The sequence below is a fragment of the Aliihoeflea sp. 2WW genome (genome assembly GCF_000497755.1).
Classification (GTDB): Bacteria; Pseudomonadota; Alphaproteobacteria; order Rhizobiales; family Rhizobiaceae; genus Aliihoeflea.
The window spans coordinates 19,053-45,406 of sequence record NZ_AYOD01000006.1; the positions used below are offsets into that span (position 1 = coordinate 19,053).

Annotated in this window: 28 protein-coding genes and 2 tRNA genes; 18 read left to right on the forward strand and 12 right to left on the reverse strand. The window is 64.3% G+C overall.

Annotation, left to right across the window (positions count from 1 at the left end; translation table 11 throughout):
• Positions 1-7: 7 nt before the first annotated feature.
• Entirely contained in the window at positions 8-253 is a 246-nt protein-coding gene (locus ALII_RS0104630) for a zinc-finger domain-containing protein (protein ID WP_024586157.1), read from the forward strand.
• A 1-nt stretch (position 254) separates the two neighbouring features.
• Entirely contained in the window at positions 255-1,397 is a 1,143-nt protein-coding gene (locus ALII_RS0104635) for an FAD-dependent monooxygenase (protein WP_024586158.1), read from the forward strand.
• On the opposite strand, the gene ALII_RS0104640 is transcribed toward ALII_RS0104635, so the two are convergent.
• The 5 genes from ALII_RS0104640 to ALII_RS0104660 all read right to left on the reverse strand — a co-directional run bounded on the left by ALII_RS0104640 (position 1,370) and on the right by ALII_RS0104660 (position 6,339).
• Positions 1,370-2,050 (reverse strand): TIGR02117 family protein, encoded by a 681-nt coding sequence (locus ALII_RS0104640; RefSeq protein ID WP_024586159.1) that lies wholly within the window; start codon positions 2,048-2,050, stop codon positions 1,370-1,372. The two genes, ALII_RS0104635 and ALII_RS0104640, sit on opposite strands and share 28 nt — an antisense overlap.
• Positions 2,051-2,073: 23 nt before the next feature.
• A complete protein-coding gene (locus ALII_RS0104645) occupies positions 2,074-2,877 on the reverse strand; it encodes an amino acid ABC transporter ATP-binding protein (protein ID WP_024586160.1) in 804 nt (267 codons plus the stop codon).
• Between the two features lie 17 nt (positions 2,878-2,894).
• Positions 2,895-4,052, reverse strand: a complete 1,158-nt coding sequence (locus ALII_RS0104650) for an amino acid ABC transporter permease (protein ID WP_024586161.1) — start codon at positions 4,050-4,052, stop codon at positions 2,895-2,897.
• A 4-nt stretch (positions 4,053-4,056) separates the two neighbouring features.
• Complete coding sequence (locus ALII_RS0104655; protein ID WP_024586162.1) at positions 4,057-5,247, reverse strand: amino acid ABC transporter permease; 1,191 nt, start codon at positions 5,245-5,247, stop codon at positions 4,057-4,059.
• 63 nt (positions 5,248-5,310) lie between these two features.
• Positions 5,311-6,339 (reverse strand): amino acid ABC transporter substrate-binding protein, encoded by a 1,029-nt coding sequence (locus tag ALII_RS0104660; protein WP_024586163.1) that lies wholly within the window; start codon positions 6,337-6,339, stop codon positions 5,311-5,313.
• A 336-nt stretch (positions 6,340-6,675) separates the two neighbouring features.
• Between ALII_RS0104660 and ALII_RS0104665 the strand changes: the two genes are divergently transcribed.
• The 4 genes from ALII_RS0104665 to ALII_RS0104680 all read left to right on the forward strand — a co-directional run bounded on the left by ALII_RS0104665 (position 6,676) and on the right by ALII_RS0104680 (position 8,421).
• Complete coding sequence (locus tag ALII_RS0104665; protein ID WP_024586164.1) at positions 6,676-7,842, forward strand: cystathionine beta-lyase; 1,167 nt, start codon at positions 6,676-6,678, stop codon at positions 7,840-7,842.
• Between the two features lie 77 nt (positions 7,843-7,919).
• Positions 7,920-7,996 (forward strand) — tRNA-Pro (locus tag ALII_RS0104670).
• Positions 7,997-8,020: 24 nt separating this feature from the next.
• Positions 8,021-8,326 (forward strand): ETC complex I subunit, encoded by a 306-nt coding sequence (locus ALII_RS0104675; protein ID WP_024586165.1) that lies wholly within the window; start codon positions 8,021-8,023, stop codon positions 8,324-8,326.
• An 18-nt stretch (positions 8,327-8,344) separates the two neighbouring features.
• Positions 8,345-8,421, forward strand: a tRNA-Arg gene (locus ALII_RS0104680).
• 17 nt (positions 8,422-8,438) lie between these two features.
• Here ALII_RS0104680 and ALII_RS0104685 read toward each other — a convergent pair.
• The 4 genes from ALII_RS0104685 to ALII_RS0104700 all read right to left on the reverse strand — a co-directional run bounded on the left by ALII_RS0104685 (position 8,439) and on the right by ALII_RS0104700 (position 11,045).
• Positions 8,439-8,849 carry a hypothetical protein gene (locus tag ALII_RS0104685; RefSeq protein WP_035449374.1) on the reverse strand — a complete coding sequence of 137 codons (411 nt, stop codon included), beginning with the start codon at positions 8,847-8,849 and terminating at the stop codon, positions 8,439-8,441.
• 135 nt (positions 8,850-8,984) lie between these two features.
• Entirely contained in the window at positions 8,985-9,194 is a 210-nt protein-coding gene (locus ALII_RS0104690; RefSeq protein ID WP_024586167.1) for a hypothetical protein, read from the reverse strand.
• 90 nt (positions 9,195-9,284) lie between these two features.
• Positions 9,285-9,962 (reverse strand): DnaA regulatory inactivator HdaA, encoded by a 678-nt coding sequence (hdaA, locus tag ALII_RS0104695; RefSeq protein WP_024586168.1) that lies wholly within the window; start codon positions 9,960-9,962, stop codon positions 9,285-9,287.
• 3 nt (positions 9,963-9,965) lie between these two features.
• A complete protein-coding gene (locus ALII_RS0104700) occupies positions 9,966-11,045 on the reverse strand; it encodes an AI-2E family transporter (protein WP_244437307.1) in 1,080 nt (359 codons plus the stop codon).
• Between the two features lie 248 nt (positions 11,046-11,293).
• Here ALII_RS0104700 and purM point away from each other — a divergent pair, with 248 nt between their 5' ends.
• Positions 11,294-12,358, forward strand: a complete 1,065-nt coding sequence (purM, locus tag ALII_RS0104705) for a phosphoribosylformylglycinamidine cyclo-ligase (protein ID WP_024586170.1) — start codon at positions 11,294-11,296, stop codon at positions 12,356-12,358.
• Positions 12,355-13,065: a phosphoribosylglycinamide formyltransferase gene (purN, locus tag ALII_RS0104710; protein ID WP_024586171.1), complete on the forward strand. Its 711-nt coding sequence runs from the start codon at positions 12,355-12,357 to the stop codon at positions 13,063-13,065. The genes purM and purN overlap by 4 nt, the downstream gene beginning before the upstream one ends.
• 33 nt (positions 13,066-13,098) lie before the next feature.
• Here the strand turns inward: purN and ALII_RS0104715 are convergent, their stop codons facing one another.
• Complete coding sequence (locus ALII_RS0104715; RefSeq protein ID WP_244437305.1) at positions 13,099-14,244, reverse strand: TRAP transporter substrate-binding protein; 1,146 nt, start codon at positions 14,242-14,244, stop codon at positions 13,099-13,101.
• A gap of 42 nt (positions 14,245-14,286) precedes the next feature.
• The gene (locus ALII_RS0104720; protein ID WP_024586173.1) at positions 14,287-16,422 is read right to left on the reverse strand and encodes a molybdopterin oxidoreductase family protein; all 2,136 of its coding nucleotides are present in this window, start codon (positions 16,420-16,422) and stop codon (positions 14,287-14,289) included.
• A gap of 259 nt (positions 16,423-16,681) precedes the next feature.
• Between ALII_RS0104720 and rlmJ the strand changes: the two genes are divergently transcribed.
• The 4 genes from rlmJ to ALII_RS0104740 all read left to right on the forward strand — a co-directional run bounded on the left by rlmJ (position 16,682) and on the right by ALII_RS0104740 (position 19,354).
• Positions 16,682-17,542: a 23S rRNA (adenine(2030)-N(6))-methyltransferase RlmJ gene (gene rlmJ, locus ALII_RS0104725; RefSeq protein ID WP_024586174.1), complete on the forward strand. Its 861-nt coding sequence runs from the start codon at positions 16,682-16,684 to the stop codon at positions 17,540-17,542.
• A gap of 58 nt (positions 17,543-17,600) precedes the next feature.
• On the forward strand, positions 17,601-18,050 hold the full coding sequence (locus ALII_RS0104730; protein WP_024586175.1) for a hypothetical protein: 450 nt from the start codon (positions 17,601-17,603) through the stop codon (positions 18,048-18,050).
• A 7-nt stretch (positions 18,051-18,057) separates the two neighbouring features.
• Positions 18,058-18,687: a ribonuclease T2 gene (locus tag ALII_RS0104735; RefSeq protein ID WP_024586176.1), complete on the forward strand. Its 630-nt coding sequence runs from the start codon at positions 18,058-18,060 to the stop codon at positions 18,685-18,687.
• 70 nt (positions 18,688-18,757) lie between these two features.
• On the forward strand, positions 18,758-19,354 hold the full coding sequence (locus tag ALII_RS0104740; protein WP_024586177.1) for a glutathione S-transferase: 597 nt from the start codon (positions 18,758-18,760) through the stop codon (positions 19,352-19,354).
• Between the two features lie 57 nt (positions 19,355-19,411).
• On the opposite strand, the gene ALII_RS0104745 is transcribed toward ALII_RS0104740, so the two are convergent.
• Positions 19,412-20,077: an outer membrane protein gene (locus ALII_RS0104745; RefSeq protein ID WP_051375772.1), complete on the reverse strand. Its 666-nt coding sequence runs from the start codon at positions 20,075-20,077 to the stop codon at positions 19,412-19,414.
• A 444-nt stretch (positions 20,078-20,521) separates the two neighbouring features.
• Here ALII_RS0104745 and ALII_RS0104750 point away from each other — a divergent pair, with 444 nt between their 5' ends.
• The 6 genes from ALII_RS0104750 to ALII_RS0104775 all read left to right on the forward strand — a co-directional run bounded on the left by ALII_RS0104750 (position 20,522) and on the right by ALII_RS0104775 (position 26,324).
• A complete protein-coding gene (locus tag ALII_RS0104750) occupies positions 20,522-21,298 on the forward strand; it encodes an SDR family oxidoreductase (RefSeq protein ID WP_029660205.1) in 777 nt (258 codons plus the stop codon).
• A 74-nt stretch (positions 21,299-21,372) separates the two neighbouring features.
• Positions 21,373-23,352, forward strand: a complete 1,980-nt coding sequence (gene uvrC / locus ALII_RS0104755) for an excinuclease ABC subunit UvrC (RefSeq protein ID WP_051375775.1) — start codon at positions 21,373-21,375, stop codon at positions 23,350-23,352.
• A gap of 103 nt (positions 23,353-23,455) precedes the next feature.
• Entirely contained in the window at positions 23,456-24,040 is a 585-nt protein-coding gene (gene pgsA / locus ALII_RS0104760) for a CDP-diacylglycerol--glycerol-3-phosphate 3-phosphatidyltransferase (RefSeq protein WP_024586181.1), read from the forward strand.
• The gene (gene moaD, locus ALII_RS0104765) at positions 24,037-24,294 is read left to right on the forward strand and encodes a molybdopterin converting factor subunit 1 (RefSeq protein WP_024586182.1); all 258 of its coding nucleotides are present in this window, start codon (positions 24,037-24,039) and stop codon (positions 24,292-24,294) included. Before pgsA ends, moaD begins: the two co-directional genes overlap by 4 nt.
• Before the next feature lie 4 nt (positions 24,295-24,298).
• Positions 24,299-24,763 (forward strand): molybdenum cofactor biosynthesis protein MoaE, encoded by a 465-nt coding sequence (locus ALII_RS0104770; protein WP_024586183.1) that lies wholly within the window; start codon positions 24,299-24,301, stop codon positions 24,761-24,763.
• Between the two features lie 97 nt (positions 24,764-24,860).
• Positions 24,861-26,324, forward strand: coding sequence for a diguanylate cyclase (locus ALII_RS0104775; protein ID WP_024586184.1), 1,464 nt, complete (start codon positions 24,861-24,863; stop codon positions 26,322-26,324).
• The last annotated feature ends 30 nt before the right edge of the window (positions 26,325-26,354 follow it).

The window sequence follows — 26,354 nt, forward strand, 5'->3', positions numbered from 1 at the left end:
GTCCGTCATGGCCGGCCACGCAATTCCCCATTTCCAAAACGACGAGGGTCATCCGGTCATCGAGATCGGCGTCAAGGAATTCATGTGCGTCGGCGCGAACCCGCCTTACGACCATCCACACGTGTTCCTCGACATGGGCGACGGCGACGAGAAGGTCTGCCCCTACTGCTCGACGCTCTACCGCTTCAATGCAAGCCTGAAGGCCGGCAAGAGCGTTCCGGCGGGCGCGGCCTATCACGAACACGCCGCTTGAGGTGAGCGCGGGCCGGCGCGTCGAGATCGCAGGCGCCGGTATTGCCGGCCTGACGGGCGCCCTCTTCCTCGCCCGTGCGGGCTTCGACGTCCAGATTCACGAACGCGCGCAAAGCCTCGAGCCGGTCGGTGCCGGGTTGCAGCTTTCCCCCAATGCGACCCGACTTCTCGATCGCCTTGGCCTCCTGCCCGCGCTTGAAGCGGCATCCGTCGCGCCGCGAGCGATCGAACTTCGCGACGCATGCAGCCTGAAGCCGCTCGCTTCCGTCGCCCTCGGCGATTTCGCCACCAAGCGCTGGGGGGCGCCCTATCTCGTCATCCATCGCGGCGATCTGCAGCGGATCTTGCTTGATGCGGCGTTGCGGGAACCTCGGATAAGTGTCGGTTTCGGATCGGATATCGACCACTCGACACATGCCGATCTGACCATCGGCGCCGATGGCGTCTGGTCCGCGATGCGGGCCCGTATCCCCGGTGCGTCGCCAGCCCGGTTCAGCGGCCACGTCGCATGGCGCGTGCTCGTCGAAGCCGACCATCCAGCCTTCGCCGACCTCGTCGCCCGCTTGTCGCCGACCAATGTCACCGCGCTTCTCTCCCCCTCCTTTCACCTCGTCGCCTATCCGATCCGGCAGGGTCGGGCGCTCAATCTGGTCGCGATCATGCCGGGGAATGCCGGTACGGACGACTGGTCGCAGTCCGTCGCGGACGCCGCGCCATTGCCGGAGGATCGCGTTGGCGCGTTGCGTGACCTGCTCTCGCGCGTACACGGCTGGACGCGCTGGCCGCTTCACGACGTCGATCCATCGGGCAGATGGGGGGATGCGAGCGGCTTTCTCGTCGGCGATGCCGCGCATGCGATGACGCCCTATGCGGCGCAGGGCGCGGCGATGGCGATCGAGGATGGCGCGGCGCTGGCCAGCGCCCTCGCCGCGGCGCCCGACATGGCTTCCGCGCTCACCCGCTATGAAGCCGTCCGTCGCCCGCGCCTTGCCCGCGTTGCCGGTCGCGCGCGGTTCAACCGCTTCGCCTGGCATGCGGCCGGCCCGGTCGCGCTTGCGCGCAACCTCGTCCTGAAGACGCGCAGCCCCGAGCGCCTCGCGGCGGATTTCGACTGGCTCTACGGGTTCGACGCCGCCGCATTGTGAGCATCGACGGACCAGACGAGGCTCACCGGCAGCGGGTTCCACCAGCCGGTTCGAAAGCCGCCTTCGCGCAATACGCGACTGCTCCATAGATTGCAGCCGACGAGCACGTTGAACCAGCCGCGCGCTTCGTAAAAGCGATCGAACTCGCCATAGCCGGCTCCCTCGATCACGTCCGGCCGGCCGGCGGCGTCCGGCACCAGCGTCGCCAGCACCTCGTCGATCATCGCCGTCATTTCCCGCTCGGAGACGTCGAGGACGACGACACCCTCGGCAGGCAAGGCGATCGACCCGCCTAGCGCTGCGTGGAGCACCGCGCGGTCGAGCGTCAATGCCTTCGCCGCCGGGCCCGGCTTCAGATCGGCCCAGGTCGGCGTTTCGAGATAGAAGGCGCGTCCGCCCCAGCCGATGACCAGCCAGGCAAGTTCGGGCGCGTCCAAAGGCAGGCCATCCTCGGCGAGGAAGCCGAACCGGGCCAGAATGTCGGGATCGGCGGGGAAGGCGATGTCGGTGTGGATGGCGTTGGCGACGAGCAGCACCTGCCGTGTCGGCGGCTCGCCTGCGGGCGCGAAGAGCGGGCGCGGCACGATGGCGCCGAGAACGAAGGCGACCGCGGCAAGGGCCGCGATCGCGAGCATCCCGCGAAGCAGCCGCATCCGGCGGCTTCGCGTCGGCATCGTCAGTGCAGAATCTGGCTCAGGAAGAGCTTGGTGCGCTCATGCTGCGGATTGTCGAAGAACTTCTCCGGCACGTTCTGCTCGACGATCTGGCCCTGATCCATGAAGATCACGCGATTGGCGACCTGGCGTGCGAAGCCCATTTCGTGCGTCACACAGATCATGGTCATGCCTTCTTCGGCCAGACCGACCATCGTCTCCAGCACTTCCTTGATCATCTCGGGATCGAGTGCCGAGGTCGGCTCGTCGAAGAGCATGATGCGCGGGTTCATGCACAATGAGCGCGCGATTGCGACGCGCTGCTGCTGGCCGCCCGAAAGCTGGCCGGGATATTTGTGGGCCTGCTCGGGAATCTTGACGCGCTCCAGATAGTGCATCGCAATCTCTTCGGCCTGCTTCTTCGGCATCTTGCGCACCCAGATCGGCGCAAGCGTGCAGTTTTCGAGAATGGTCAAATGCGGGAAAAGATTGAAGTGCTGGAACACCATGCCGACTTCGCGGCGCACTTCGTCGATCTTCTTCAGATCGTTGGTCAGTTCGATCCCGTCGACCAGGATCTTGCCTTTCTGGTGCTCCTCGAGCCGGTTGATGCAGCGGATCATGGTCGACTTGCCCGATCCCGAGGGGCCGCAGACGACAATGCGCTCGCCGCGCATGACCTTGAGGTCGATGTCGCGCAGCACATGGAAGTCGCCATACCATTTGTGCATGCCGATGATCTCGATCGCGACGTCTGTGTCCGAAATCTGCATCTTCGAACGGTCGAGCGGGCGGTCGCTTGCCATAACGGCGTCTTGAGTAGCCATGTCGGTTCCCCTTGGCCTTATTTTCTGTGGCCGGTGTCGAGCCGGCGTTCCATGTAGATCGAATAGCGCGACATCGCGAAGCAGAACGCCCAGAAGATCAGCCCGGCGAAGATCAGGCCCGATTTCGGCGTCTGCGGCGAGGCCCAGTTCGCATCCGAGAAGTTCTGGCGCACGATCGCCAGAAGGTCGAACATGCCGACGATGTAGACGAGGCTCGTGTCCTTGAAGAGCCCGATGAAGGTGTTCACGATGCCCGGGATCACCAGCTTCAGCGCCTGCGGAAGCACGATCAGCCCCATCGACTGCCAATAGCCGAGGCCGAGCGAGGACGCGCCCTCATACTGGCCCTTCGGAATGGCCTGCAGGCCGCCGCGCACCACCTCTGCCATATAGGCGGAGGCGAAGATCGACAGGCCGACGACGGCGCGCAGGAAGCGGTCGAAGGTCGTGCCGGCCGGCATGAAGAGCGGCAGCATGACGCTCGCCATGAACAGGACGCTGATCAATGGCACACCGCGGATCGTCTCGATAAAGACGACGCAGATCATCTTGATCACCGGCAGCCTCGATCGCCGGCCGAGTGCCAGGAGGATGCCGAAGGGCAGCGAGACCGAGATTGCGACGAAGGACAGGACCATCGTGACCAGAAGGCCGCCCCATAGCGAGGTCTGGACGCGGTTCAGGCCGAAATTGCCGCCGACGAGCAGGAAATAGGCGACCACCGGGAAGACGCCGAAGAACACGATCGCGTTCAGCGCCTTGTAGGGGATGCGCGGGATCAGGAGCGGCACCAGAAGCGCGATGAACATCACTGCCGTCAGGTCCACGCGCCAGCGTTCGAACACCGGATATCGGCCGTACATGAACTGCGAGAACTTGGCGTTGACGAAGGCCCAGCAGGCGCCGGACCAGCCATCTGGCTGGACGCCTCCCTGCGACTGCGTCGAGCAGACCGATCGGTCCGGCCCGACCCAGGCAGCATCGATGAAGGCCCACCGCACGATATTGGGAAGCGCGTAGGCGACGATCAGGAGGCCGATCAGCGTCAGGAGCCCGTCGATGGGCGTCGCGAACAGGTTCTTGCGCAGCCAGCGGGTGACGCCCTTTTCGCGCTCGGGCGCATTCTGGGCGTTCACCATCTCCATGCGGACGTAGGAAAGGTCGTGTTCCTGCATGGCCCTACCGCTCCACCAACGCCATCTTGGCGTTGTACCAGTTCATGAATGCCGAGGTGATCAGGCTGAGGCCGAGATAGACGACGATCCAGATCGCCACGACCTCGATGGCCTGACCCGTCTGGTTCATGGTCGTCTGGCCGATCGCAACCAGATCCGCATAGCCGACCGCGATCGCCAGCGACGAGTTCTTGGTCAGGTTCAGATACTGGCTCGTCAGCGGCGGGATGATGATCCGCATCGCCTGCGGCACCACGACGAGGCGCAACGTGCGGCGCGGCGAAAGCCCGAGCGAATAGGCTGCCTCCGACTGTCCCTTGGCCACGCCGAGAACGCCCGCGCGCACGATCTCGGCGATGAACGAGGCCGTATAGAGCGACAAAGCGAGATAGAGCGACAGGAATTCGGGTAGCACGACCTGGCCGCCGCGAATGTTGAAGCCTGCCATTTCCGGATATTCGAGCGTCGCAGGCATGCCCGAGACGATGAAGGCGAGGATCGGCAGTCCGAAGATCAGGCCGAGACCGACGCGGAAACCGGGGAACACCTGTCCGGTAGCCATCTGGCGACGGCGTCCCCAGCGGATGAAGAAGAAGGTCAGCACGACGCCCAGCGCGAGCGCGGCGGGGACGAGCCAGAAGCCGGGTTCGGTCAAAAGGCGCGGCAGATAAAGGCCGCGATTGTTGATCATGCCGCCGAGCGGAAGATCGACCGACTGGCGCGGTCCAGGCAGCACCGAAAGCACGCCGACATACCAGAAGAAGATGACGAGCAGCGGCGGAAGATTGCGGAAGATCTCGACATAGACGGTGCAGATCCGCGCGATCAGCCAATTGCCCGACAGGCGCCCGATGCCGACGAGAAAGCCGACGATGGTCGCCGTGATGATGCCGGTCACGGCCACGAGGAGCGTGTTCAGCAGGCCGACGATCATCGCCCGCATGAAGGTCGAGTTCGACGAATACGGAATCAGCGCCTGGCTCAGATCGAAGCCGCTGCGCCCGTTGAGGAAGGCGAAGCCCGACGAGATGTTCGCGCGCCGTAGATTTTCCGCCGTGTTGCCGATGATCCAGTAGATGAAGCCAATCAGCGCAACCGCGACGACGACCTGAAAGACGATGCCGCGTGTCTTGGGGTCATTCACCCAGGACACCCGTGCGGGCTCTTCGCCGCGCACACTCATCTGCGAAGCCATTTTCCCTCCGCGCCAAAGAGAACGGGAGGCGGAATCCGCCTCCCGAAACCAGTCCGAACCTGCTTAGCGCAGCGGCATTGCGTATTGCAGGCCGCCGTCGGTCCACAGCGCGTTCAGGCCGCGTGCGATGGCGAGCGGGCTGCCGGCGCCGATGTTGCGGTCGAACACTTCACCGTAATTGCCGACTTCGCGGACGATGTTCTGGACCCAGTCGTTTTCAAGACCGAGGCCCTGGCCGATCGTCGACTCGTCTTCCAGACCGAGCACGCGGCGGATTTCCGGGTTCTCGGAATTCAGCATCTCCTCGAGGTTTTCCGAAGTGATGCCGAGTTCTTCGGCCTGGACCATCGCGTAGAGCGTCCACTTGACGATGTTGAACCACTGCTCGTCGCCCTGGCGCACGGCAGGTCCGAGCGGCTCCTTGGAGATGATCTCCGGCAGAACGACGTGCTCGTCCGGATTGGCGAGCGTCAGGCGAAGTGCGTAGAGGCCCGAAGCGTCGGTCGTGTAGGCGTCGCAACGGCCGGCTTCATAGGCGGCGTTGGTCTCGTCGAAGCCCTGGAAGACAACCGGGTTGTATTCCATGTTGTTGGCCGCGAAATAGTCGGCGAGGTTGAGTTCGGTCGTCGTGCCGGACTGCACGCAGATCGCCGCGCCCGAGAGCTGAAGAGCCGAGTTGATGTCCGGCAGGGCGGTCTGATTGATCATGAAGCCCTGGCCGTCATAGTAGTTCACGCCGGCGAAGCTCAGGCCGAGCGTGGTGTCGCGCGTCAGCGTCCAGGTCGTGTTGCGAGCGAGCAGGTCGATTTCGCCCGACTGCAGCGCGGTGAAGCGCTCCGTCGCGTTGGTCGGCGTGTACTGAACGCTTTCGGCGTCGCCGAAGACCGCCGCCGCAACGGCGCGGCACAAATCGACGTCGAAACCGGTCCAGTCGCCGGCGTCATCGGGGGCGGCGAACCCGGCCAGGCCGGTGTGAACGCCGCACTGGACGAAGCCCTTGGCCTTGACGTCGTCGAGGGTCGCAGCCGAAGCAGTCGATGCGCCGAGCGCCATCGCCGCACCACCGAGAATTCCCACCATAAATTTGTTCATTGCCCACTTACCCTCTTGTTTTCGAAGCATGTTCCTAATGCTCCGTCTTGTTTTGTCTGGGAGCCGCGTGAGCGGCCTCATGCGCCACAGCGAACTGCGGCGACGCCGGCCCCCTGCCCTGTCTCCCATTCACGAAGGCCATCGAAGGCCATAAATTTTGCTGGGTCAAGCCTGAAAGCGCCAGTGGACCTATCGGCCCGTCATCATTCGGCCATCTTCCCCCACGTCGCCTCGGCCCCGTCCTTTGCCCAGCGGATGAGCAGGACCGCTGCATTGCACCAATTCGTGCAGCCGCGTATTGATCTCGCCAAGACTTGAAACCAACGGTGGAAAAGCATGAAGAACGATGTCGATCGCAAGGGTATCAACACCCGCCTCGCCCATGGCGGCAACAATCCGCGCGATTATTTCGGCTTCGTCAATCCGCCCGTCGTCCACGCTTCCACCGTACTCTTCCCCGATGCCGCGACGATGGCCTCGCGCAACCAGAAATATACTTACGGCACCCGCGGAACGCCGACTTCCGATGCGCTCTGCCAGGCGATCGACGATCTCGAGGGCTCCGCGGGCACGATCCTCGTTCCGTCGGGCCTCGCGGCGGTGACGATTCCGCTCCTCGCCTTTCTGTCGGCGGGCGACCACGTGCTGATCGTCGATTCGATCTACAATCCAACCCGCCGCTTTGCCGATTCCATGCTGAAGCGGCTCGGCGTCGAGGTGGAATATTACGCGCCCCGCGTTGGCGCCGGGATCGCCAAACTGATGAAGCCGAATACGAAGGTCGTCTTCACCGAAGCGCCCGGCTCCAACACGTTCGAAATGCAGGACATACCCGCGATCGCCGAGGCCGCCCATGCCGGCGGCGCGATCGTGATGATGGACAACACCTGGGCGACGCCGCTCTATTTCAAGCCGCTCGACCATGGCGTCGACATCTCGATCCATGCCGCGACGAAGTATCCCGCCGGCCATTCCGACGTACTGCTCGGCACCGTCTCGGCCAATGCGGATTGCTGGGAGCAGCTTTGGGACACCTATCTGACGATGGGCGTCTGCTCGGCGCCGGACGACGTCTACCAGGTGCTGCGCGGCTTGCGCACCATGGGCGTGCGGCTCGAACGCCACCAACAAAGCGCGCTGGAGCTCGCCCGCTGGCTGGAGACGCGTGACGAAGTCGCGCAGGTGCTCCACCCCGCACTTGAAAGCCATCCGGACCACGCGCTTTGGAAGCGCGATTTCTCCGGCTCGTCCGGCATCTTCTCGATCGTGCTGAAATCGGGCGGCGAGCGTGAGGCGCATGCCTTTCTCGACGCGTTGAAGATATTCGGCCTCGGCTATTCGTGGGGCGGCTATGAGAGCCTGGCCGTCCACGTCAACCTGTCGGACCGGACCGTTTCGAAGGTCGACTATCCCGGCCCCGTCCTGCGTCTCCAGATCGGCCTCGAGGACGTCGCCGACATCAAGGCCGACATCGAAGCCGGGCTCGACGCCCTGCGCGCCTGAGAATCCGGCCCGATTGCGTATTTCCCCTTGCGAACGGCCTGCCGACCAACTAGGCAGGCTGCGTCCGCAGTGACCGTCGGAGCGTAGCGCAGCCTGGTAGCGCATCTGGTTTGGGACCAGAGGGTCGCAGGTTCGAATCCTGCCGCTCCGACCATGCGGCCCGAACGGAGTATGATCGATGTCCGCACGTATCTTCAGCCCCGCCAAGACGGCGATGCAGTCCGGCAAGGCCAAGACCGGGTTCTGGGTGCTCGAATTCGATCCCGAACAGCCGCGCAAGATCGACCCGCTGATGGGCTACACGTCGTCGGGCGACATGAAGAGCCAGATCCGCCTGTCCTTCGAGACGAAGGAAGAGGCCGTCGCCTATGCGCAGCGCAACGGCATCGCCTTCCGCGTTCAGGAGCCGAAGGACGCGCGCCGCCGGCAGATTTCCTATGCCGAGAATTTTCGCTACGATCGCAAGATCCCCTGGACGCACTGACAGCCCTGCCCCGGTTCAGGTCCCGTAGCTCAGTTGGATAGAGCACCGGCCTTCTAAGCCGATGGTCGCAGGTTCGAATCCTGCCGGGATCGCCATTTCGCTAGGCAGCCTTTCAAGAACGCTTCACCGCCTCGACGCCGGCCGCGAGAGCTCGACGAGTGAGTTCGACCATTCTGGTCTGGCTGGCGGCGATGTGCTGGCGAACAGCAGATATCTGCAGTTCGGCCAGTGCGTGTGCAACGATGTCGGCAGTGACGGTCTGCACCTCGAAGACGTAGGGCCAGCCGGTCCTGCCAAGCACCGCCGAGACTTTCGCACCACCGGAAATCTGATCGATGGCGATCACGGGCTTGCCCGCTGGAGCGAGCGTTTCAATCAAACCTCCTTCAACGTCAGCGGACCGCGCCAGTCGGTAAGCGTGGAGTATGACATCGTGTCCGCATGTCAGGAATGACTTTAGGCACGCGGCGTGGATCGGCCCCATGCGATCGCCGATCCAGATCGCGTTCACCGGTTGGGTCATGCCCCCGCTCCTGTCTTGATGGCTGCCGGCTGCGGCCCGAGGCGACGCCTAACACTTAGCCTCTGGCCAAACTATTCACGGTAGCCGACCGGCAGACGCAGCGATGCGCCGATTCCAAAACGCATTTCAAGCCGATTACCGCTGCAGAGGCTGGCGCGCGAGCGTTATCAGCTCGCTTTCGTCATCGATGCCGGCCAGATAATAGCCGAGGATGCGCGAGGCGCGCGCCTCGCGGTCGGTCTCGTTCTCGCCGGTGCGGCCCGTGGCCTGGAAGACGCGGGCCAGGAGCGCCAGTTCGATGGGCGAGATGATCCCGGCTTCTTCCGCCTTGCGATGCAGCGGCATGGCCCCCTCCATGATGACCGTCACAGAGTAGTGGAAAATCTTCGAGACGCAACAGGATCAGTTGGTTAGGTCCGACGACCGCTGCGCCGGTCAGCGGTCGCCGACGACTTCGGCAGCGAGCGCCCGCGTGATCCTGGATTTGCGCGCGAGGGCCGCTGCGTCCAACCTTTCGACGATATCGTTGGCGCTTTCGAGCGAGCGCTCCATCCGCTTGACGAGATATTGAATCACCGCCGGATCGACCTCGACCTGGCGGTCGGAGAAGAGCTTAGTGAGGACACCGGCGAGCAGCATGTCGTCGGGCGCGCCTATTTCGACGACCGCCGCGGCGCGCAGGCGCGAGACGAGGTCCGGCAGGTCGATCGGCCACGCCGCCGGGCGCGTCGAGGCCGTCAGTAGCAGGTGCGTTCCGGCCGAACGGACCGCGTTGATCAGATGGAACAGGCCGGTCTCGTCGATCGGCGCGCGATCCGCATCGTCGACCAGGATCGGCCCGCGCTCGGCCCAGTCCAGCGCCTCAGGCGCGATGCCGGCGATGGCCAGCGAGGCGGCGCCAGTCATCTCCTGCCAGGCGGAGGCCAGATGGGTCTTTCCGGCCCCGCGCGGCCCGACGATCACCACGACGGGAGCCGGCCAGTCTGGATAGGTGTCGATGAGATGCAGGGCGGGGCGGATCGATTTGCCCGGCACGAGATCGTCGCGGCTCGTGGCCGGCCGATGCGCCAGATCGAGCGGAATCTGTTGCGGCCGTCTTGGCGCGAGTGTCACGGATCAGACCCGGTCGAGCGGCTTTTGCCCGCCGCTATAGAGCGGAGAGGCCTCGTAGCGGCCAATCGCAAAGCGCACCAGAACGGCGACGGCCGCTGCCGCCGGCACCGCGATCAAAAGCCCGACGAAGCCGAACAGATAGCCGAAGGCGAAAAGCGCGAACATCAGCCAGACCGGATGCAGGCCGACGCTCTTGCCGACGAGATTGGGCTGCAGGATGTTGCCCTCGATGAACTGGCCGCCGAAGAAGATCGCAGCGACGAGCGCCACCATGTGCCATTCGGGCCAGAACTGGACGAAGGCGACGCCGACCGACAGAACGAGGCCGACCATCGACCCGACATAGGGAATGAAGGAGATGAGCCCGGCGAACATGCCGATCAGCAGGCCGAAATTGAGGCCGACGACGGTCAGGCCGATCGCATACATCGTTCCGAGGATCAGGCAGAGCGTGCCCTGCCCCCGGACGAAGCCGGCAACGGACGCGTCGATGTCACGTGCGATCTGGCGCACGGTTTCGACATTGTTGCGCGGCACGAGTTGGTCGACGCGGGCGACCATCTTGTCCCAGTCGAGAAGCATATAGAAGGCGACGACGGGGGTGACGACCAGCAGGCCGACGATGTCGACCAGCGCCTGTCCGCCGCTCCAGATCGAGGCCAGCAGCGCGGCGACCATGCCCGAGCCTTCGGAAAAGATCGAGCCGATCCCCTCTTCCAGCCCGCCCGGCTCCATGCCGATGCGCGAGGATAGCCAATCGAAGTCGAACGAGGTGACCAGCGATTGCAGCCGCGCGAAATAGTCCGGCACGCGCTCGATGAAGCCGGCAAGCTGGTTGGCGAGGATCGGGACGATAACCGCCAGGCCGACGACCAGAAGAAGCACGAAGGAGATCAGGATCAGCACCGTCGCCCAGATGCGCGACAGGCCGCGCCGCTCCAGCCAGTCGGCAACCGGATCGAGGAAATAGGCGAGGATCATGCCCGCAAAAAAGGGCAGCAGGACCGACGCGAAGATGAAGAGGAACAGGACGAAGACCGCGACGGCGGCCGCCCAGAACATGGCCTGCCGGCGCAGCGACATGCGCGGCTGCACCGTGGCGGGCGTGGTGGCAGGCGTTGGCGTTTCCGTCGTCATGCGCGTCATCATCCGCTGTTCGGGCAGGCTCACGACATAGGCGCGCGCGGTTGCGGTGGTCAAGTGGCCGGCAAGAACGCCTTCGCCTTGCAGGATGGGCGTGCTTCGTGCCAAGAGCGGGCACGAGCATACGAAATTTGGACGGCTTGCAGCGAGCGTGGCTCGTCCCGCCGGTCCGGAGCGGAGTTTCTCAGATGAGCGACCAGAAGAACGGGCTCACCTATGCGCAGGCCGGTGTCGACATCGATGCGGGCAATGCGCTGGTGGAGAAGATCAAGCCGATGGTGCGCTCGACGCGGCGACCGGGCGCCGATGGCGAGATCGGCGGCTTCGGCGGCCTGTTCGACCTGAAGGCCGCGGGCTTTTCCGATCCCGTCCTCGTCGCCGCGAATGACGGCGTCGGCACCAAGCTGAAGGTCGCCATCGACGCCGGCATCCACGACACGGTCGGCATCGACCTCGTCGCCATGTGCGTCAACGACCTCGTCGTGCAGGGCGCCGAACCGCTCTTCTTCCTCGACTATTTCGCGACCGGCAAGCTCGATCCAGACCAGGGCGCGGCCATCGTGTCGGGCATCGCCGAGGGCTGCCGACAGGCGGGCTGCGCGCTGATCGGCGGCGAGACGGCCGAAATGCCCGGCATGTATCGCGACGGCGACTACGATCTCGCAGGCTTTGCCGTCGGCGCTGCCGAGCGCGGCCAGTTGCTCCCTACCGACGACATCGTCGAAGGCGACGTCATCCTCGGCCTCGCCTCCTCGGGCGTCCATTCCAATGGCTATTCGCTCGTCCGCAAGATCGTCGAGCTTTCCGGCCTCGACTGGGGTGCGAAGGCGCCATTCGACAAAAGCCGCACGCTCGGCGAAGCGCTGCTCGAGCCGACCCGCATCTACGTCAAGCCGATCCTCGCCGCGATCCGCTCCACGCACGGCATCAAGGCGCTCGCCCACATCACCGGCGGCGGCTTTCCCGAAAACATCCCGCGCGTCCTGCCGAAGGATTTCGCCGCCGAACTCGACCTCGACGCGATCGACGTTCCACCCGTCTTTTCCTGGCTCGCCAAGACCGGCGGCGTCGCGCCCGTCGAAATGAAGCGCACCTTCAATTGCGGCGTCGGCATGATCCTCGTCGTCGCTTCGGGGCAGGCAGCGCAGGTCGCCGCCGTTCTCCAGAAGGAAGGCGAACATGTCATGACCATCGGACGCATCGTGCCCCGTCGCGAGACCGGCGTCGTCTATCGCGGACATCTCGACCTATGAGCATCACGAAAAAGCGCGTCGCCGTTCTCATCTCCGGCCGCGGCTCGAACATGAAGACGCTGGCGGAAGCCGCAGCCGGTCCGCGCGCGACCTACGAGATCGTCGGCGTCATCTCCGACAAGCCGGAGGCGACCGGGCTCAACCACGCCGCCGCCCTCGACATCGAGGCGCGCGCGATCCCGCGCCAGGAGTTTGTCGACAAGGCGGCGCACGAAGCCGCCATCGACGCGCAGCTCAAGCGCTGGAACGTCGAAATTGTCGCGCTGGCAGGCTACATGCGGCTCCTGTCGGCCGACTTCGTCGAGACCTGGAAGGGTCGGATGATCAATATCCACCCTTCCCTCCTGCCGCTCTTCAAGGGGCTCGACACGCACAGGCGTGCGCTCGACGGCGGGCTTCGCATCCATGGCTGCACCGTCCACTTCGTCACCGCCGAAATGGACGGCGGGCCGATCATCGCGCAGGCGGCCGTACCCGTCTCGCCCGATGATAACGAGGACAGCCTGACGCGCCGCGTGCTCGCCGCCGAGCACCAGCTTTACCCAATGGCCCTCGACCTCGTCGCCACCGGCCGCGCCCAACTCGTCGGCAACCGCGTCGCCTTCGATCATCTCGGCGCATCCAGCGGCCGCGAACGCATCCTGTCGCCCTCCACCGGCCATGACGGCGAAGCCGACCTCGAATCGCTGGCACGCTTTACGCCCTGAAATCGCGTTTGACGGGCGTTACCCTTCCAAGACTTAGAGCTTGAAGTATTGCTGCCGCGCCCGGACGAAGGGCGTTTCGGCCAGTTCCGTCTTGCGCCGCACGATCGCCAGAGCCGCGATGAAGCCCTCCACGGCCCGCGCCGTCAATTCGTCGCCGTCGCGCAGCGAGTTGATCGCCTCCGCAGCAGCCTTGGCTCCCGCCTCGAGGATGTCTTCCGGAAACTGGCGGACCTGAACGCCATGGTCATTGACCAGCGTCTCCAGCGCCCGCGGATCATTTGCCGCAAAATCCGACGCAATCTCGTCATGCTCGGCTTGGGCCGCCAGTCTGATGATCGCCTGCAAGTCTTCGGGTAGCGCCAGATATTTGGACTTGTCGATCGCCAATTCGGCAGTCAGCGCGGGCTCGATGAAGCTGGGAAAGTAGTAGTTCTTGGCGATCTGGTGGAAACCGAGCGCAAGGTCGTTGTAAGGCCCGACAAACTCGGCCGCATCCAGCGTACCCGATTGAAGAGCCTGAAAAATCTCACCTGCAGCCATATTCGTCACTGAAGCGCCAAGCTGCTGCCAGACCCTTCCGCCAAGGCCGGGGGTTCGAAAGCGCAAGCCCTGAATGTCCGCGACGCTCGTCAACTCGTTGCGAAACCAGCCGCCGGCCTGAGTGCCCGTATCGCCGGCAAGGAAGCCCTGTACGCCGAATTGATCGTAGATGTCGTCCCAAAGCTGCTGGCCGCCCATATGGCGTATCCAAGCCGACAACTCCCTTGACGTCATGCCATAAGGGACTCCGGAAAAGAGTGACAATCCGGCGCTCTTGTTCTGCCAGTAATACGAAGCGCCGTGGCTCATTTCGGCATTGCCGTCGATGACGGCGTCGAGGGACTGGAGCGGCGGAACGAGTTCCCCTGCGGAAAAGACCTGAATTGTCAGCCGTCCGCCCGATGCCTGCGTGATGCGGTCAGCCAGGCGCTGCGCGCCTACACCCTGGCCGGGAAAATTCTTGGGCCAGGCCGTGACCATCCGCCATGTCTGAGTGTTTTGTGCGATGGCAGGCGTTGCCAAAGCGGTCGCGCTCGCAGCCACGCTGCCAGTCGCCAAACCGCCCAAAAACGAGCGTCGTTGCATGTCATCCTCCCAGATGTCCCGGCGATCAATCGGTCGCTGGCAAAACACGGCCACCTCCTGACCGAGCTTCCATTACCGCATATGGAGGACGTCAATTCAACCCAAGGATGTCGCGGGAAGTTCAGCGGGTGGTGCCGGCCGCAGCCAGACCTTGGTGTCGTGGAAGGCGGCGCCGCCGTAGGGGGCGGCGGCGTCGGAGCCGGTGAGGACGTTGATGCCTTCGCCGCGCTCGTGCGAGCCGTTCGGCCAGATGCCTTCGGCAATCACCACGCCGCGCTTCACGCCGTCGAAAAGCTTTGCGTTCAGAACGACTTCGCCGCGTTCGTTGCCGATCTCGATGCGGTCGCCGTCGGCGATGCCGAGGCCAGCCGCATCATCGGGGTGGAGCATCAGTTCAGGCCGACCTTCCTTCTTGCGCGAGGTCGGCATCTCGGTGAATGACGAGTTCAGGAAGGACCGTGCCGGCGAGGTCGCCATGCGGAACGGATGAGCCGGATCGGCGCTCTCGATCAGCTCGACATGGTCCGGAAATGCGGGCAAACCGGCCCAGTTTCCCTGCAAGCCGATCGATTTCGGCGGTTTATTCGGCGAAACCGTCGCGATCCAGTCCGGTTTGAAGCGAAACTTTCCACCAGAATGGCCGAATCCGTTCAAAAAATGCGCCTTTTCGAAGTCCGGCTGCATGTCCGACCAGCGTTCTTCGGAGAAGGTTTCGAAGGTGCCGAGGCCGCGCTTTTCGAGCATCTTGTCGATGTGTTGGCGCTCGGTCAGGCCGAAGCCGGGAAGGTCGGCGACGCCGAGGCGTTTCGCCAGTTCCTCGATGACGAAATGGTTTGTCTTCGGTCCCTCCGGCGCGTCGATAACTTTCGGGCCGAGCACGATGTGGCTTTGCCCGCCGCCGCGATAGATGTCGTCGTGCTCGAGGAACATGGTCGCGGGGATGACGACGTCGGCGAGTATCGCCGTGTCGGTCATGAAATGCTCGTGGACGGCGGTGAAGAGGTCGTCGCGCAGGAAGCCCTGCTTCACCAGCCTTTGCTCGGGCGCGACGTTGGCCGGGTTGGTGTTCTGGATCAGCATCGCGGTGACCGGCGGGCCGCCATTCAGCGCGGACGGATCGTTGGTCAGGATCGGGCCGATGCGGGACTGGTCGAGATGGCGGATTTTCGGGTCGAGGAAGCGGCGGCCTTCGAGCTCGGTCTTGTCGAGCTTGAAGATGTCCGAATTGGAATGGAACGCGCCGCCGCCCTCATATTGCCAGGCGCCGGTAACGGCGGGGATGGAGAGCGCGGCGTGCATGTTGGCCGCGCCGTTGCGGCTGCGGGTGAAGCCGTAGCCGAGGCGGAAGAAGGTGCGTTTCGTCTCGCCGACGAGGCGGGCGAAGGTCTCGATCTCGGCAACCGAGAGCCCGGTGATCGATGCCGCCCATTCAGGCGTCTTCGTCGCCAGATGCGCCTCGAGGCCTTTCGGATCGTCCGTGTACTTTTCGAGATAGGCGCGGTCGGCGAAGCCATCGCGGAAAAGGACGTGCATGACGGCGCAGGCCAGCGCGCCGTCGGTGCCGGGCTTGAGGATCAGCGCCAGGTCGGCCTGCTTCATCGTCGCATTGTCATAGACATCGATGACGACGATCTTCGCGCCGCGTTCCTTTCGGGCCCTGATCGCATGGGTCATGACGTTGACCTGCGTGACCACGGCATTGGTGCCCCAGATCACCACGCAGTCCGATTTCGCCATCTCGCGCGGGTCGACGCCGGTCAGTGCGCCCGCGCCCATGACCCAGCCGGTCCAGGCGAGATTGGTGCAGATCGTGTCGAAGAAGCCGGAATATTTCTTGGCGTGGCGCAGGCGATGTATGCCGTCGCGCTGAACGAGGCCCATCGTGCCGGCATAGTAATAAGGCCAGACGGATTCCGAGCCGTGCTTCGCCTCTGCCGCCTCGAAATTCTCGGCGATCAGGTCGAGCGCGGCGTCCCAGCTCGCCTCCTTCCACTTGCCCTCACCCTTGGCGCCGGCACGCACCAGCGGCTTCAACAGGCGTTCGGGGTGGTGGATGCGCTCGGCGTAGCGGGCGACCTTGGCGCAGATGACGCCGGCGGTGTAGCTGTTTTCCTTCGCGCCATGGAGGCGGCCGATCTTGCCGTCGACGACTTCCACGTCGAGCGCGCAGGTGGACGGACAGTCATGCGGGCAGGCCGAATGGCCGATGCGGATCGGGGCGTGCTGGTTCATGCCGCGGAACCTAGCCGAAATCGCTTCCAGCGTGTAGGCCGTGGACCCAACAAAAGGATTGATCCACCATGTGTGGGTCTGTTGAATATCACCGCACGGCTGTGCCGCGCTGAAATCTGCCGGTTCGGCCTCGGTCGTCGTCGAATATGCTCGGCATGTCCTTCCTCCTCCCTCCTTGAACCGACAAATTTCCTCTGCGGCGCAGCCCGTGCGGTGATACTCAACAGACCCACCTCGACGCGATCGATCGGACAGAAACGTGAACTATCGCCACATCTACCATGCCGGGAATTTCGCCGACGTGGTCAAGCACATCGTCCTTGCCCGCACGATCGACTATCTGAAGCGCAAGCCCGGTGCGTTCCGGGTTATCGACACCCATGCCGGGATCGGCGTCTACGACCTGTCGTCGGAGGAGGCGCAGAAGACCGGCGAGTGGAAGGACGGGATCGGCCGGCTGCTCGATGCCGACCTGCCGGACGACGCAGCGGCGCTGATCGCGCCCTATCTCGATGCCGTCCGTGCGGCAAACGCTCCCGGCGGCCTCACCGCCTATCCCGGATCGCCGGCGATCACGCGCCATCTCCTGCGCAATCAGGACAGACTGACGGCGATCGAACTTCACCCGGCCGATGCCGAAACGCTGAAGAAGCGTTTTGCAGGCGACTTCCAGACCCGCGTGATCGAACTCGACGGCTGGCTGGCGCTCGGCGCGCACCTGCCGCCGAAGGAGAAGCGCGGCCTCGTCATCGTCGACCCGCCTTTCGAGCGCGAAGGCGAGTTCGACCGGCTCATCGACGGACTGGTCAAAGCGTACAAGCGCTGGCCGGGCGGGACCTATCTGATGTGGTATCCGGTGAAGAACCGGAAAGCGGTCGCCGCCTTCCGCGAGGCGCTGCGCGAGGCTGGCATCTCCAAGATCCTCGACCTGTCGCTCGACATCCGGGCACCGAGCGTGCCGGAGCGGCTCGACGGGACCGGGCTCGTCGTCGTGACCCCGCCCTACCCGCTCGAAGCCGAGATGAAAATCGTGCTTCCCGTCCTGGCGCGGCTGCTCGGCGATGGCAAAGACGCAACATGGCGGGCGGAATGGCTCGCGGGGGAACGGCCTGCATCTTGACCGAAATGCGGCGCTGACGGACATTGCCGACTCATTGACCGCCTTCGGGAGACTTTCCATGGCCATTTCGCTTCGCCGGGCCGGCGCTGCTTTCTTCACGGCACTTTCCATCCTCGCCGGCGGCATGACGCATCAGGCGGCGGCGGCCGACATGGTCCGGGGCGTCTATGCGACCGATCCGGGCGTCTGCGGAAACGACAAGGTGCTCGGCGCGATCACCAAGAAATTCGCCTATCAGGTGCGCAACGTGCCGAACCTGCCGATGGTCGACATCGTCGAATTCCGGCAGATTCGCGAGAACCGCTATTTGCCCTCGCGTCCCGACTGGCCGATCGAGCGCCGCTATTGCATCGCCAACGTTCACCTGACCGACGGCCATATGCGCGACGTCTGGTATCTGATCGAGCATCCGATGGGCTTCGCGTCGATCGGCAGCAATGTCGAATTCTGCGTTCTCGGCTTCGACCGCTGGAAGGTCTACGGCGGCAATTGCCGCGTCCTTCGCTGATCGTCAATTGCGCGTCCGCCTGATCGGGCTTCTCGCCGCCGCCTCGATCCTTGCAGGCTGCGGCAGCGAAGACACCGTCGCTGACGACGCACCCTTCGACTTCTACGTCCTCTCGCTTTCCTGGTCGCCGAGCTATTGTGCGGCCGAAGGCGGCAATGCCGATCCGCAGCAATGCGATGCGGATCGCGATCTGGGCTTCGTCGTGCATGGGCTTTGGCCGCAGTTCGAAAAGGGCTGGCCGGAATATTGCGACGACGATGCACGCAATCCGTCGCGCCCGGAAATCGACGCCATCTCCGACATCATTCCTTCCGATGGATTGATCCGCCATCAATGGCGCAAGCACGGCACCTGCACCGGGCTGGCGGCCGACGGCTATTTCGACACGACCCGCGCGGCGTTCGACAAGGTGACGGTGCCGCAGTTCAGCCAGCGCCGCGTCTCTGCAGCCGACATGCGCGCTGCCTTCCTCGAGGCCAATGACGGATTGCCCGCCGATGGGGTCGCCGTCACCTGCAGCAGCGGCCTCCTGCGCGAAGTGCGCATCTGCATGACGACTGCGCTCGACTTCCGCTCGTGCCCGGAAGTCGCCGAGCGTTCCTGCCGGCAGCCGGATTTGCGCCTGCCCGCACCCTGAACGAGATGTGATTGCCGACCCGGCCGTGCTCGCATAGCTTGTCGGCAACCGATCGCATGGAGAGAAATGGATGCCGAGACTGCTTTATTCGCCCGCTTCACCTTACAGCGCCAAGGTCCGGATGGCCGCCGTCCACACCGGATACGCGCTCGAATCCGAAACGGTCGACACCAATGCCGACCCCGAGAAGCTGCTGAAGGCGAACCCGCTCGGCAAAATCCCCTGTCTCGTCACCGATGAAGGCGACGGCATTCACGACAGCCGGGTCATCATGCAGTATATCGGCCGCGAGACCGGCAATACGCTCTATCCGCGAAATGCGGCGAAGCGGCTCGAAGCCGAGCGGCTGGAAGCGATCGCCGACGGCATCTGCGACTGCCTGCTCGCCCATGTCTACGAGCGCCGCTTTCGGCCGGAGGAGAAGATCCACCTGCCCTGGCTCGAACGGCAATGGTCGAAAGCGACGCGCGCGCTCGACGAACTGAACGAAAATCCGCCAAAGCTGACGAAGAAGATCACCGGTGGTCATATCGCGCTGCGGGCGACGCTCGGCTATCTGGCGCTGCGCTTCGACGGTCAGTGGGAACGCGGACGGCCGAAGCTGACACGCTGGGCCAAGCGTTTCGACGAACGTTTTCCGGAGATTGCCGCCGAGCTTCCGAAATAGCGCAAACAAAAAGGCCGGCGAAATCGCCGGCCTTTCCGCATTCAGTCGAAGACCGAATTAGAACTTCACGCCGAGGCCAACCGACACGCGGTGGTTGCTCGAGTCGAAGTCGGCACCATTGACGCCCGGAAGCGCGTAGTCCTTGCTGCCGTAGTCCGTGTAACGGTACTCGAGACGGCCGAAGACCTGGTCGGTCAGCTTGGCATCGACGCCGGCGCCGACGGTGTAGCCGAGAGCGACGTTGGTATCGCGGTCGCCCGTTTCGTGGGTAATGCGCTGACGCTCAGCGGCAACACCAGCCGTACCGTAGAGCAGGATGTCTTCCGTGACGGTGACACCAGCGCGGGCACGGAGCGAGCCGTCGACCGTCGAACGCGAGTCGAACGTGGTGGCTTCGCCATCGACGCGGCTGTAGTTGATGTCGGCTTCAGCACCATACACGAACGAGCCGTTCTGCATGTTGAAACCGCCGAACGCGCCGCCCATCCAGCCGTCGGTTTCGGCTTCTTCGTTGGTGGCGCGGTTGCGCGTCTCACCGTTGAAGCCGTAGCCGAGGCTCACACCGGCGTAAGGGCCGGACCAGGTGTTGACCGGAGCGAACTCCATCGGAGCGGCCGGTGCCGGCGGCTCCTGGTAGACAACGTCAGCAGCAAAGGCCGGGGCCGAAGCGAGGACGGCAACGCCGAGAGCGAGAGCGGCGGGGCGGTAGAAACGATTCTTCATTTTTATAACTCCTTAGCCACGAGAACCAATACGCGGTTCCCGACTTCGAGACAGACGCTGAAACCCTTACGGGAGGCAAATGGTTCCCGGCGTCGACCGAGGCGAAGATCGTGTCGAAATGCGGCTGAACCCAAACTGAAAAGGGGTCATTCCCGGGCTGCAATATGGCTGCAATGTGACGTTGCATTCGTGCCACAGTAACGGACATCAGCCCCGGTTAACTATCTGTTTACTATACCCTAATCGGATCGGGCGCAAGGACCGTCGTCTCATGTCCGGGCTGCGATCGGCGTCTTCGTGGCGGCACGGGAGCGTCACGTTCGCGGCATGATCCGCGATCTTGGAAGATGGCAGGATCGTCATGGGAAAAGACGGGGGCGGTCTTCTGGTTTGGGCGTTCGCCGCCTATATCTGTCGTTCCCTTCCCGGCAGCACGAACGGATGATGCAGACCAATCACCAGGCAACGCCCCAAGTCGCACTCGTCACGGGCGGTGCGCAGCGCATCGGCAGGGCCATCGTCGAGGACCTCGCGGCGCATGGCTTTGCCGTGGCGATCCATTGCAACGGTTCGCGAAAAGCGGCCGAGGACCTTTCTGCCGACCTTGCCCGCAACGGGGCGACCACCGCGGTCGTCGATGCGGACCTCACCGATCGTGCCGCCGTGGCGCAGCTCGTGCGTCGTGCCGAGAGCGCGCTCGGGCCGATCTCTCTGCTCGTCAACAATGCCTCGATCTTCGAGGAGGACGGGGCCGAAAATTTCGAATGGGAGGCATGGGACCGCCATTTCGCGATCCACCTCGAAGCGCCGGCGATGCTTGCCCGCACGATCGCCGAACGCCTTCCGGCAGGGACCGACGGGCTCGTCGTCAATTTGATCGATCAGCGGGTCTGGAGGCCGACGCCGAAGTTCTTCTCCTATACGCTCTCCAAATCCGCGCTCTGGACGGCGACGCGCACACTGGCGCAGGCGCTTGCGCCGGCGATCCGCGTCAACGCGATCGGGCCTGGACCGACGCTCGCCAATGCCCGGCAGGACGATGGCGATTTCCAGCGCCAGGTCGATGCGCTCCTGTTGAAGCGCGGGCCGGATCTGGCCGAGTTCGGCCGGACGATCCGCTGGCTGTGGGATGCCCGTTCGGTGACCGGCCAGATGATCGCGCTCGACGGCGGCCAGCATCTCGCCTGGGAAACGCCGGACGTCGCCGGGGTTGCGGAATGAAGCCGCCCACACCCGAGAAGGGCACATCCGACCTGAAACGTGCCGAGCGTGCAGGCGGCGACGTCGCGGGCTACATGCCGAACGGCGACGAAGAGGACGACATCGAGATCGAAGCCGAGCCGCAGCCCGCCGGCACCGATCTCGGCATCGAGTGGGATGGCGACCGCGGCGACGCGGAGGGCAAGACCGGCATCGACGTCATCCAGACGCTGGTCAAACGCCTGCCCAATTCGCCCGGCGTCTATCGCATGACGAATGCGGCCGGCGATGTGCTCTATGTCGGCAAGGCGCGCAGCCTGAAGAAGCGCGTCACGAACTATGCGCAGGGCAAGGGCCACACCAACCGGATCGGGCGGATGGTGCGCGAGACGGCGCATATGGAGTTCGTCGTCACGCGCACGGAGATCGAGGCGCTTCTTCTGGAAGCGAATCTGATCAAAAGGTTGCGGCCGCGCTTTAACGTTCTGATGCGGGACGACAAATCGTTTCCCTACATCCTTCTGACACGCGACCACCCCTCGCCCGGCATCTTCAAGCATCGCGGCGCGCGTTCGAAAAAGGGCGACTATTTCGGCCCATTCGCCTCGGCCGGCGCTGTGGGGCGAACGATCAACTCGCTGCAACGCGCGTTCCTCTTGCGCACCTGCACGGATTCGGTCTTCGAGAGCCGGACGCGGCCCTGCCTTCTCTACCAGATCAAGCGCTGCTCCGGCCCCTGCACGAACGAAGTGTCGAAGCCCGATTATGACGAACTGGTCGACGAGGCGAAGGCGTTCCTGTCGGGCAAGTCGTCGAAGATCGTCGCGGAAATCTCGAAGGCGATGCAGGAGGCGTCGGCGGAGCTCGACTTCGAGCGGGCGGCGATCTATCGCGACCGTCTGTCGGCGCTCTCCCACGTGCAGAGCCATCAGGGGATCAACACCCAGTCGACCGAGGAGGCCGACGTCTTCGCCATTCATCAGGAGGGCGGGCAGAGCTGCATCGAGGTGTTCTTCTTCCGCACCGGCCAGAACTGGGGCAACCGCGCCTATTTCCCGAAGGCCGATCCCTCGATCGAGGCGCCGGAAGTGCTTGGCGCGTTCCTGGCGCAGTTCTACGACGACAAGCCGATCCCGCGCACGATCCTCCTGTCCCAGCCGGTCGAGGAACAGCAATTGCTGGCCGAGGCGCTGGCGACCAAGGCGGGACGCAAGATCACGGTGATGGTGCCGCAGCGCGGCGAGAAGAAGGATCTGACGGATCACGCGCTGCAGAACGCCCGGCAGGGCCTCGGGCGGCGGCTGGCCGAGACGTCGTCGCAGGCGCGGCTTCTTGCGGGGCTTGCAGAGGCGTTCGGCCTGGATCGGACGCCGCGGCGGATCGAAGTCTTCGACAATTCGCACATCATGGGAACGAACGCCGTCGGTGCGATGATCGTCGCCGGGCCGGAAGGCTTCGTGAAGAACCAGTGCCGCAAGTTCAACATCCGCTCGACCGACATCACGCCCGGCGACGATTTCGGCATGATGCGCGAGGTGATGGAGCGGCGGTTCTCGCGGCTGATCAAGGAGAACGGGATTCCCGATCGCAACGCGCCCGACGACCGCGACGAATTTCCGGCATGGCCGGATCTCCTGCTCATCGACGGCGGACAGGGCCAGCTTTCGGCCGTGCGCAAGATTTTGGGCGACCTCGGGATACAGGACGCAGTGGCGACGATCGGCGTTGCCAAGGGCGTCGACCGGGATGCCGGGCGGGAGCGTTTCTTCATTCCGGGCCGCGATCCCTTCTCTCTGCCGATGCGCGATCCGGTGCTCTATTTCGTCCAGCGCCTGCGCGACGAGGCGCACCGCTTTGCGATCGGCTCGCACCGGGCGCGGCGCAAGAAGGAGATGGTGCGCAACCCGCTCGACGAGATCGGCGGCATTGGGCCCGGCCGCAAGCGCGCGCTGCTCCACCATTTCGGCACCGCGAAGGCCGTCAGCCGGGCGGGGATCGAAGACCTGATGTCCGTCTCGGGCATCTCGGCGACCGTTGCCAAGACGATCTACGACCATTTCCACGAAAAGGGATGACGGTCGGCCGTGCTATCGGCTTGACTTGCCCCACCCGTCCCGCGAATTTGCAGCCAGCCCGGACGGTGCAGGTTCGGCGCTCCAGAATAAACGACAGGCTTACATGTCCAATCGCGCCTTCAATATTCCGAACATCCTGACCTATGCGCGCATATTGGCGGTTCCGCTCGTCGTGCTCTGCTTCGTGCCGGACGACCGCCAGCAGGCGACCGACTTCTGGCGCTGGACCGCCGTCACCATCTTCTTCGTCGCCAGCCTCACCGATTTCCTCGACGGCTATCTGGCGCGCATCTGGGACCAGACGTCGAATATCGGCCGAATGCTCGACCCGATCGCCGACAAGCTGCTCGTCGCCGCGGCGCTGCTGCTTCTGGCGGCCGAAGGCACGATCGGCGAGTGGTCGCTTTGGGCCGCCATCATCATCCTGTGCCGCGAAATCCTCGTTTCGGGATTGCGCGAATATCTTGCCGCGCTCAAGGTTTCGGTGCCGGTGACCCAGCTCGCCAAATGGAAGACCACGATCCAGCTAGTGTCCATCGGCTTTCTTCTGGCCGGCCCCGCTGGAGACAAGGTCCTGCCTTACACCAGCGAAATGGGGCTGGCCCTGCTCTGGATCGCGGCCATGCTGACGCTCTACACCGGCTACGATTATTTTCGCGCCGGCCTGAAGCACGTCATCGAGGACTGAGCATGAAGCTGATCTATTTCGCCTGGGTGCGCGAGCGCATCGGCATTTCCGAAGAGGACGTCGAGCTGCCCGGCGACGTGAAGACGGCGGGCGATCTACTCGCCTGGCTGCGTGAGCGCGGTGACGGCTATGCCGAAGCGCTGCAGAACCCGAAAGTCATTCGCGTCGCGATCAACCAGGAGCATGTCGACCACCGCGAACCGATTGCCGGCGCGCGCGAAATCGCGCTCTTTCCGCCGATGACGGGGGGGTGACGAGGTGACGGACGCATGCGTCATTCGCGTAGCTGTTCAGTCCGCCGCCTATGATACGGCAGCCGAAATCGATGCGGCGAAGGCCGCGGGCGGGAATGTCGGTGCGGTCGTCACCTTCAGCGGCGTGTGTCGCGACGAAAGCGGGCGGCTCGCCGCACTCGAGCTCGAACATTATCCAGGCATGGCCGAGGGCGAGATCCGGCGCATCGCGGCGCAGGCTGCCGAACGCTGGCCCGTCACCAGCCTGACCGTGATCCATCGCCACGGCAAACTCAGGCCCGGAGAGGAAATCGTGCTCGTCGTCGCCGCCTCCATTCACCGTCAGGCCGCATTCGAGGCGGCCTCGTTCCTGATGGATTTTCTCAAGACCAGCGCCCCATTCTGGAAGAAGGAACATCTGGCCGACGGCACGTCGGGGGCCTGGGTCGAGGCGAAGGATGCCGACGACGACGCTGCCGCGCGCTGGTGAGCAAATCCCCAGCCACCGGCCCGGCCAAATCTCTCTGTTAGGCATTTGGTAGCCGCCATCGGCTAGGCTCCGATCCTTGCAATGCGGGCGGGCGGACATGCTGGAGACGGTGGCGGAAATTCACGGCTGGCTGGACGGGGCGATGCTTGCCGTGGTGGCGTGTTCGGTCGCGGGCGCCGTCTACTTCCAGCGCCGTCACGCAGCCGTCGCCGACGAGCTTTCGCGCAGCCGCTTTCTGTTCGAGAACCTCGCCGAGGGCGTCTACCGGGCCCTGCCAGACGGTCGGCACATCCGTACCAACACGGCGATGGCGCGGCTCCAGGGCTACGCCAGTTCCCAAGCGGTGATGCACGCCTCTCCTCGCCCTTCTGTCGAATGCTATGTCGACCCGACACGCGGCGCGCAATTTCGCGAACTGCTTTTCCGCGATGGCACCGTCACCGATTTCGTGTCGCAGGCCTATCGGCACCGCACCGGCGAGCGCATCTGGATTTCCGAATCGGCCCGCCTGATCCGCCATCGTCGAACGGGCGCTCCCCTTTGCTATGAAGGCACGGTGCGTGACGTTACCGAAACGATGCAGCGCCTGAACCTGGAAGAACGCTTCACGAAGCTGACGAGCCATCTGCCGGGCGGACTGTTCCAGTTCAAACGGGGGCACGACGGCAGCTTCGACGTCGCCTACATTTCGGACGGGTTCGTCTCGATGACAGGTCTGTCGTTCGAGCGCGGCTATCCCTCCCCGCATCGCTTCTTCGAGATCGTGGTGGAGAAGGACCGGCCGCGCTTCCTGGAAAGCTTCCACCGAGCCCGCAAGGGCGCTCGTCCGTGGGAACATGAATTCCGGATCGAGCATGGCGAGACGTTTCGCTGGCTGCGCGTCCTCGCGACGCCGGAGCCGGTCGGCGACGGCATCATGTGGCACGGATACGTAACCGACATCTCGCTGCGCAAGGCGCAGGAAATGGAGATCCGCCGGCTCGCCTATCGCGATCCGCTGACCGATCTGGCGAACCGCCGCGCGCTGATCTACGACACCCGCAAGGCGCTACAAGCCTGCCGCCGCGACGGAAATTGCGGCGCGCTGGTCTATGTCGACCTCGACAATTTCAAGGGTTTGAACGACAGGCACGGCCACGAGGCGGGGGATCGATATCTCAAGCAGGTCGCCGAGCGCCTGACCGCCGTGGTCGGCGATGCAGGCTCCGTGGCGCGGATCGGCGGCGACGAGTTCGTTGCGCTCCTGCCTGCCGAAGCCGAGGACCGGACGCGTGCGCTGACGGATACCCTCTCCCTCGCCGAGCGGATGGCTGCAGAGATGGCCCGTCCCTTCCAGATCGGCTCCATCGCGCACCAGGCTTCGGCAAGCGTGGGCGTCGCCATGTTCGACGGCACCGACACGTCCGTCGATGCGCTCCTGAAGGAGGCCGACCAGGCGATGTACGACATTAAAGCCGCAGGCGGAAACGGCGTCGGCGTCATCGATGCGCGCCGGTTGCAGGCGCTCGGCACGCAGATGCGCGATCATGCGGCTGAGCGCGACTCTCGGCTCCGCGCATAAAAAAAGCCGCGGCATCGACCGCGGCTTTTC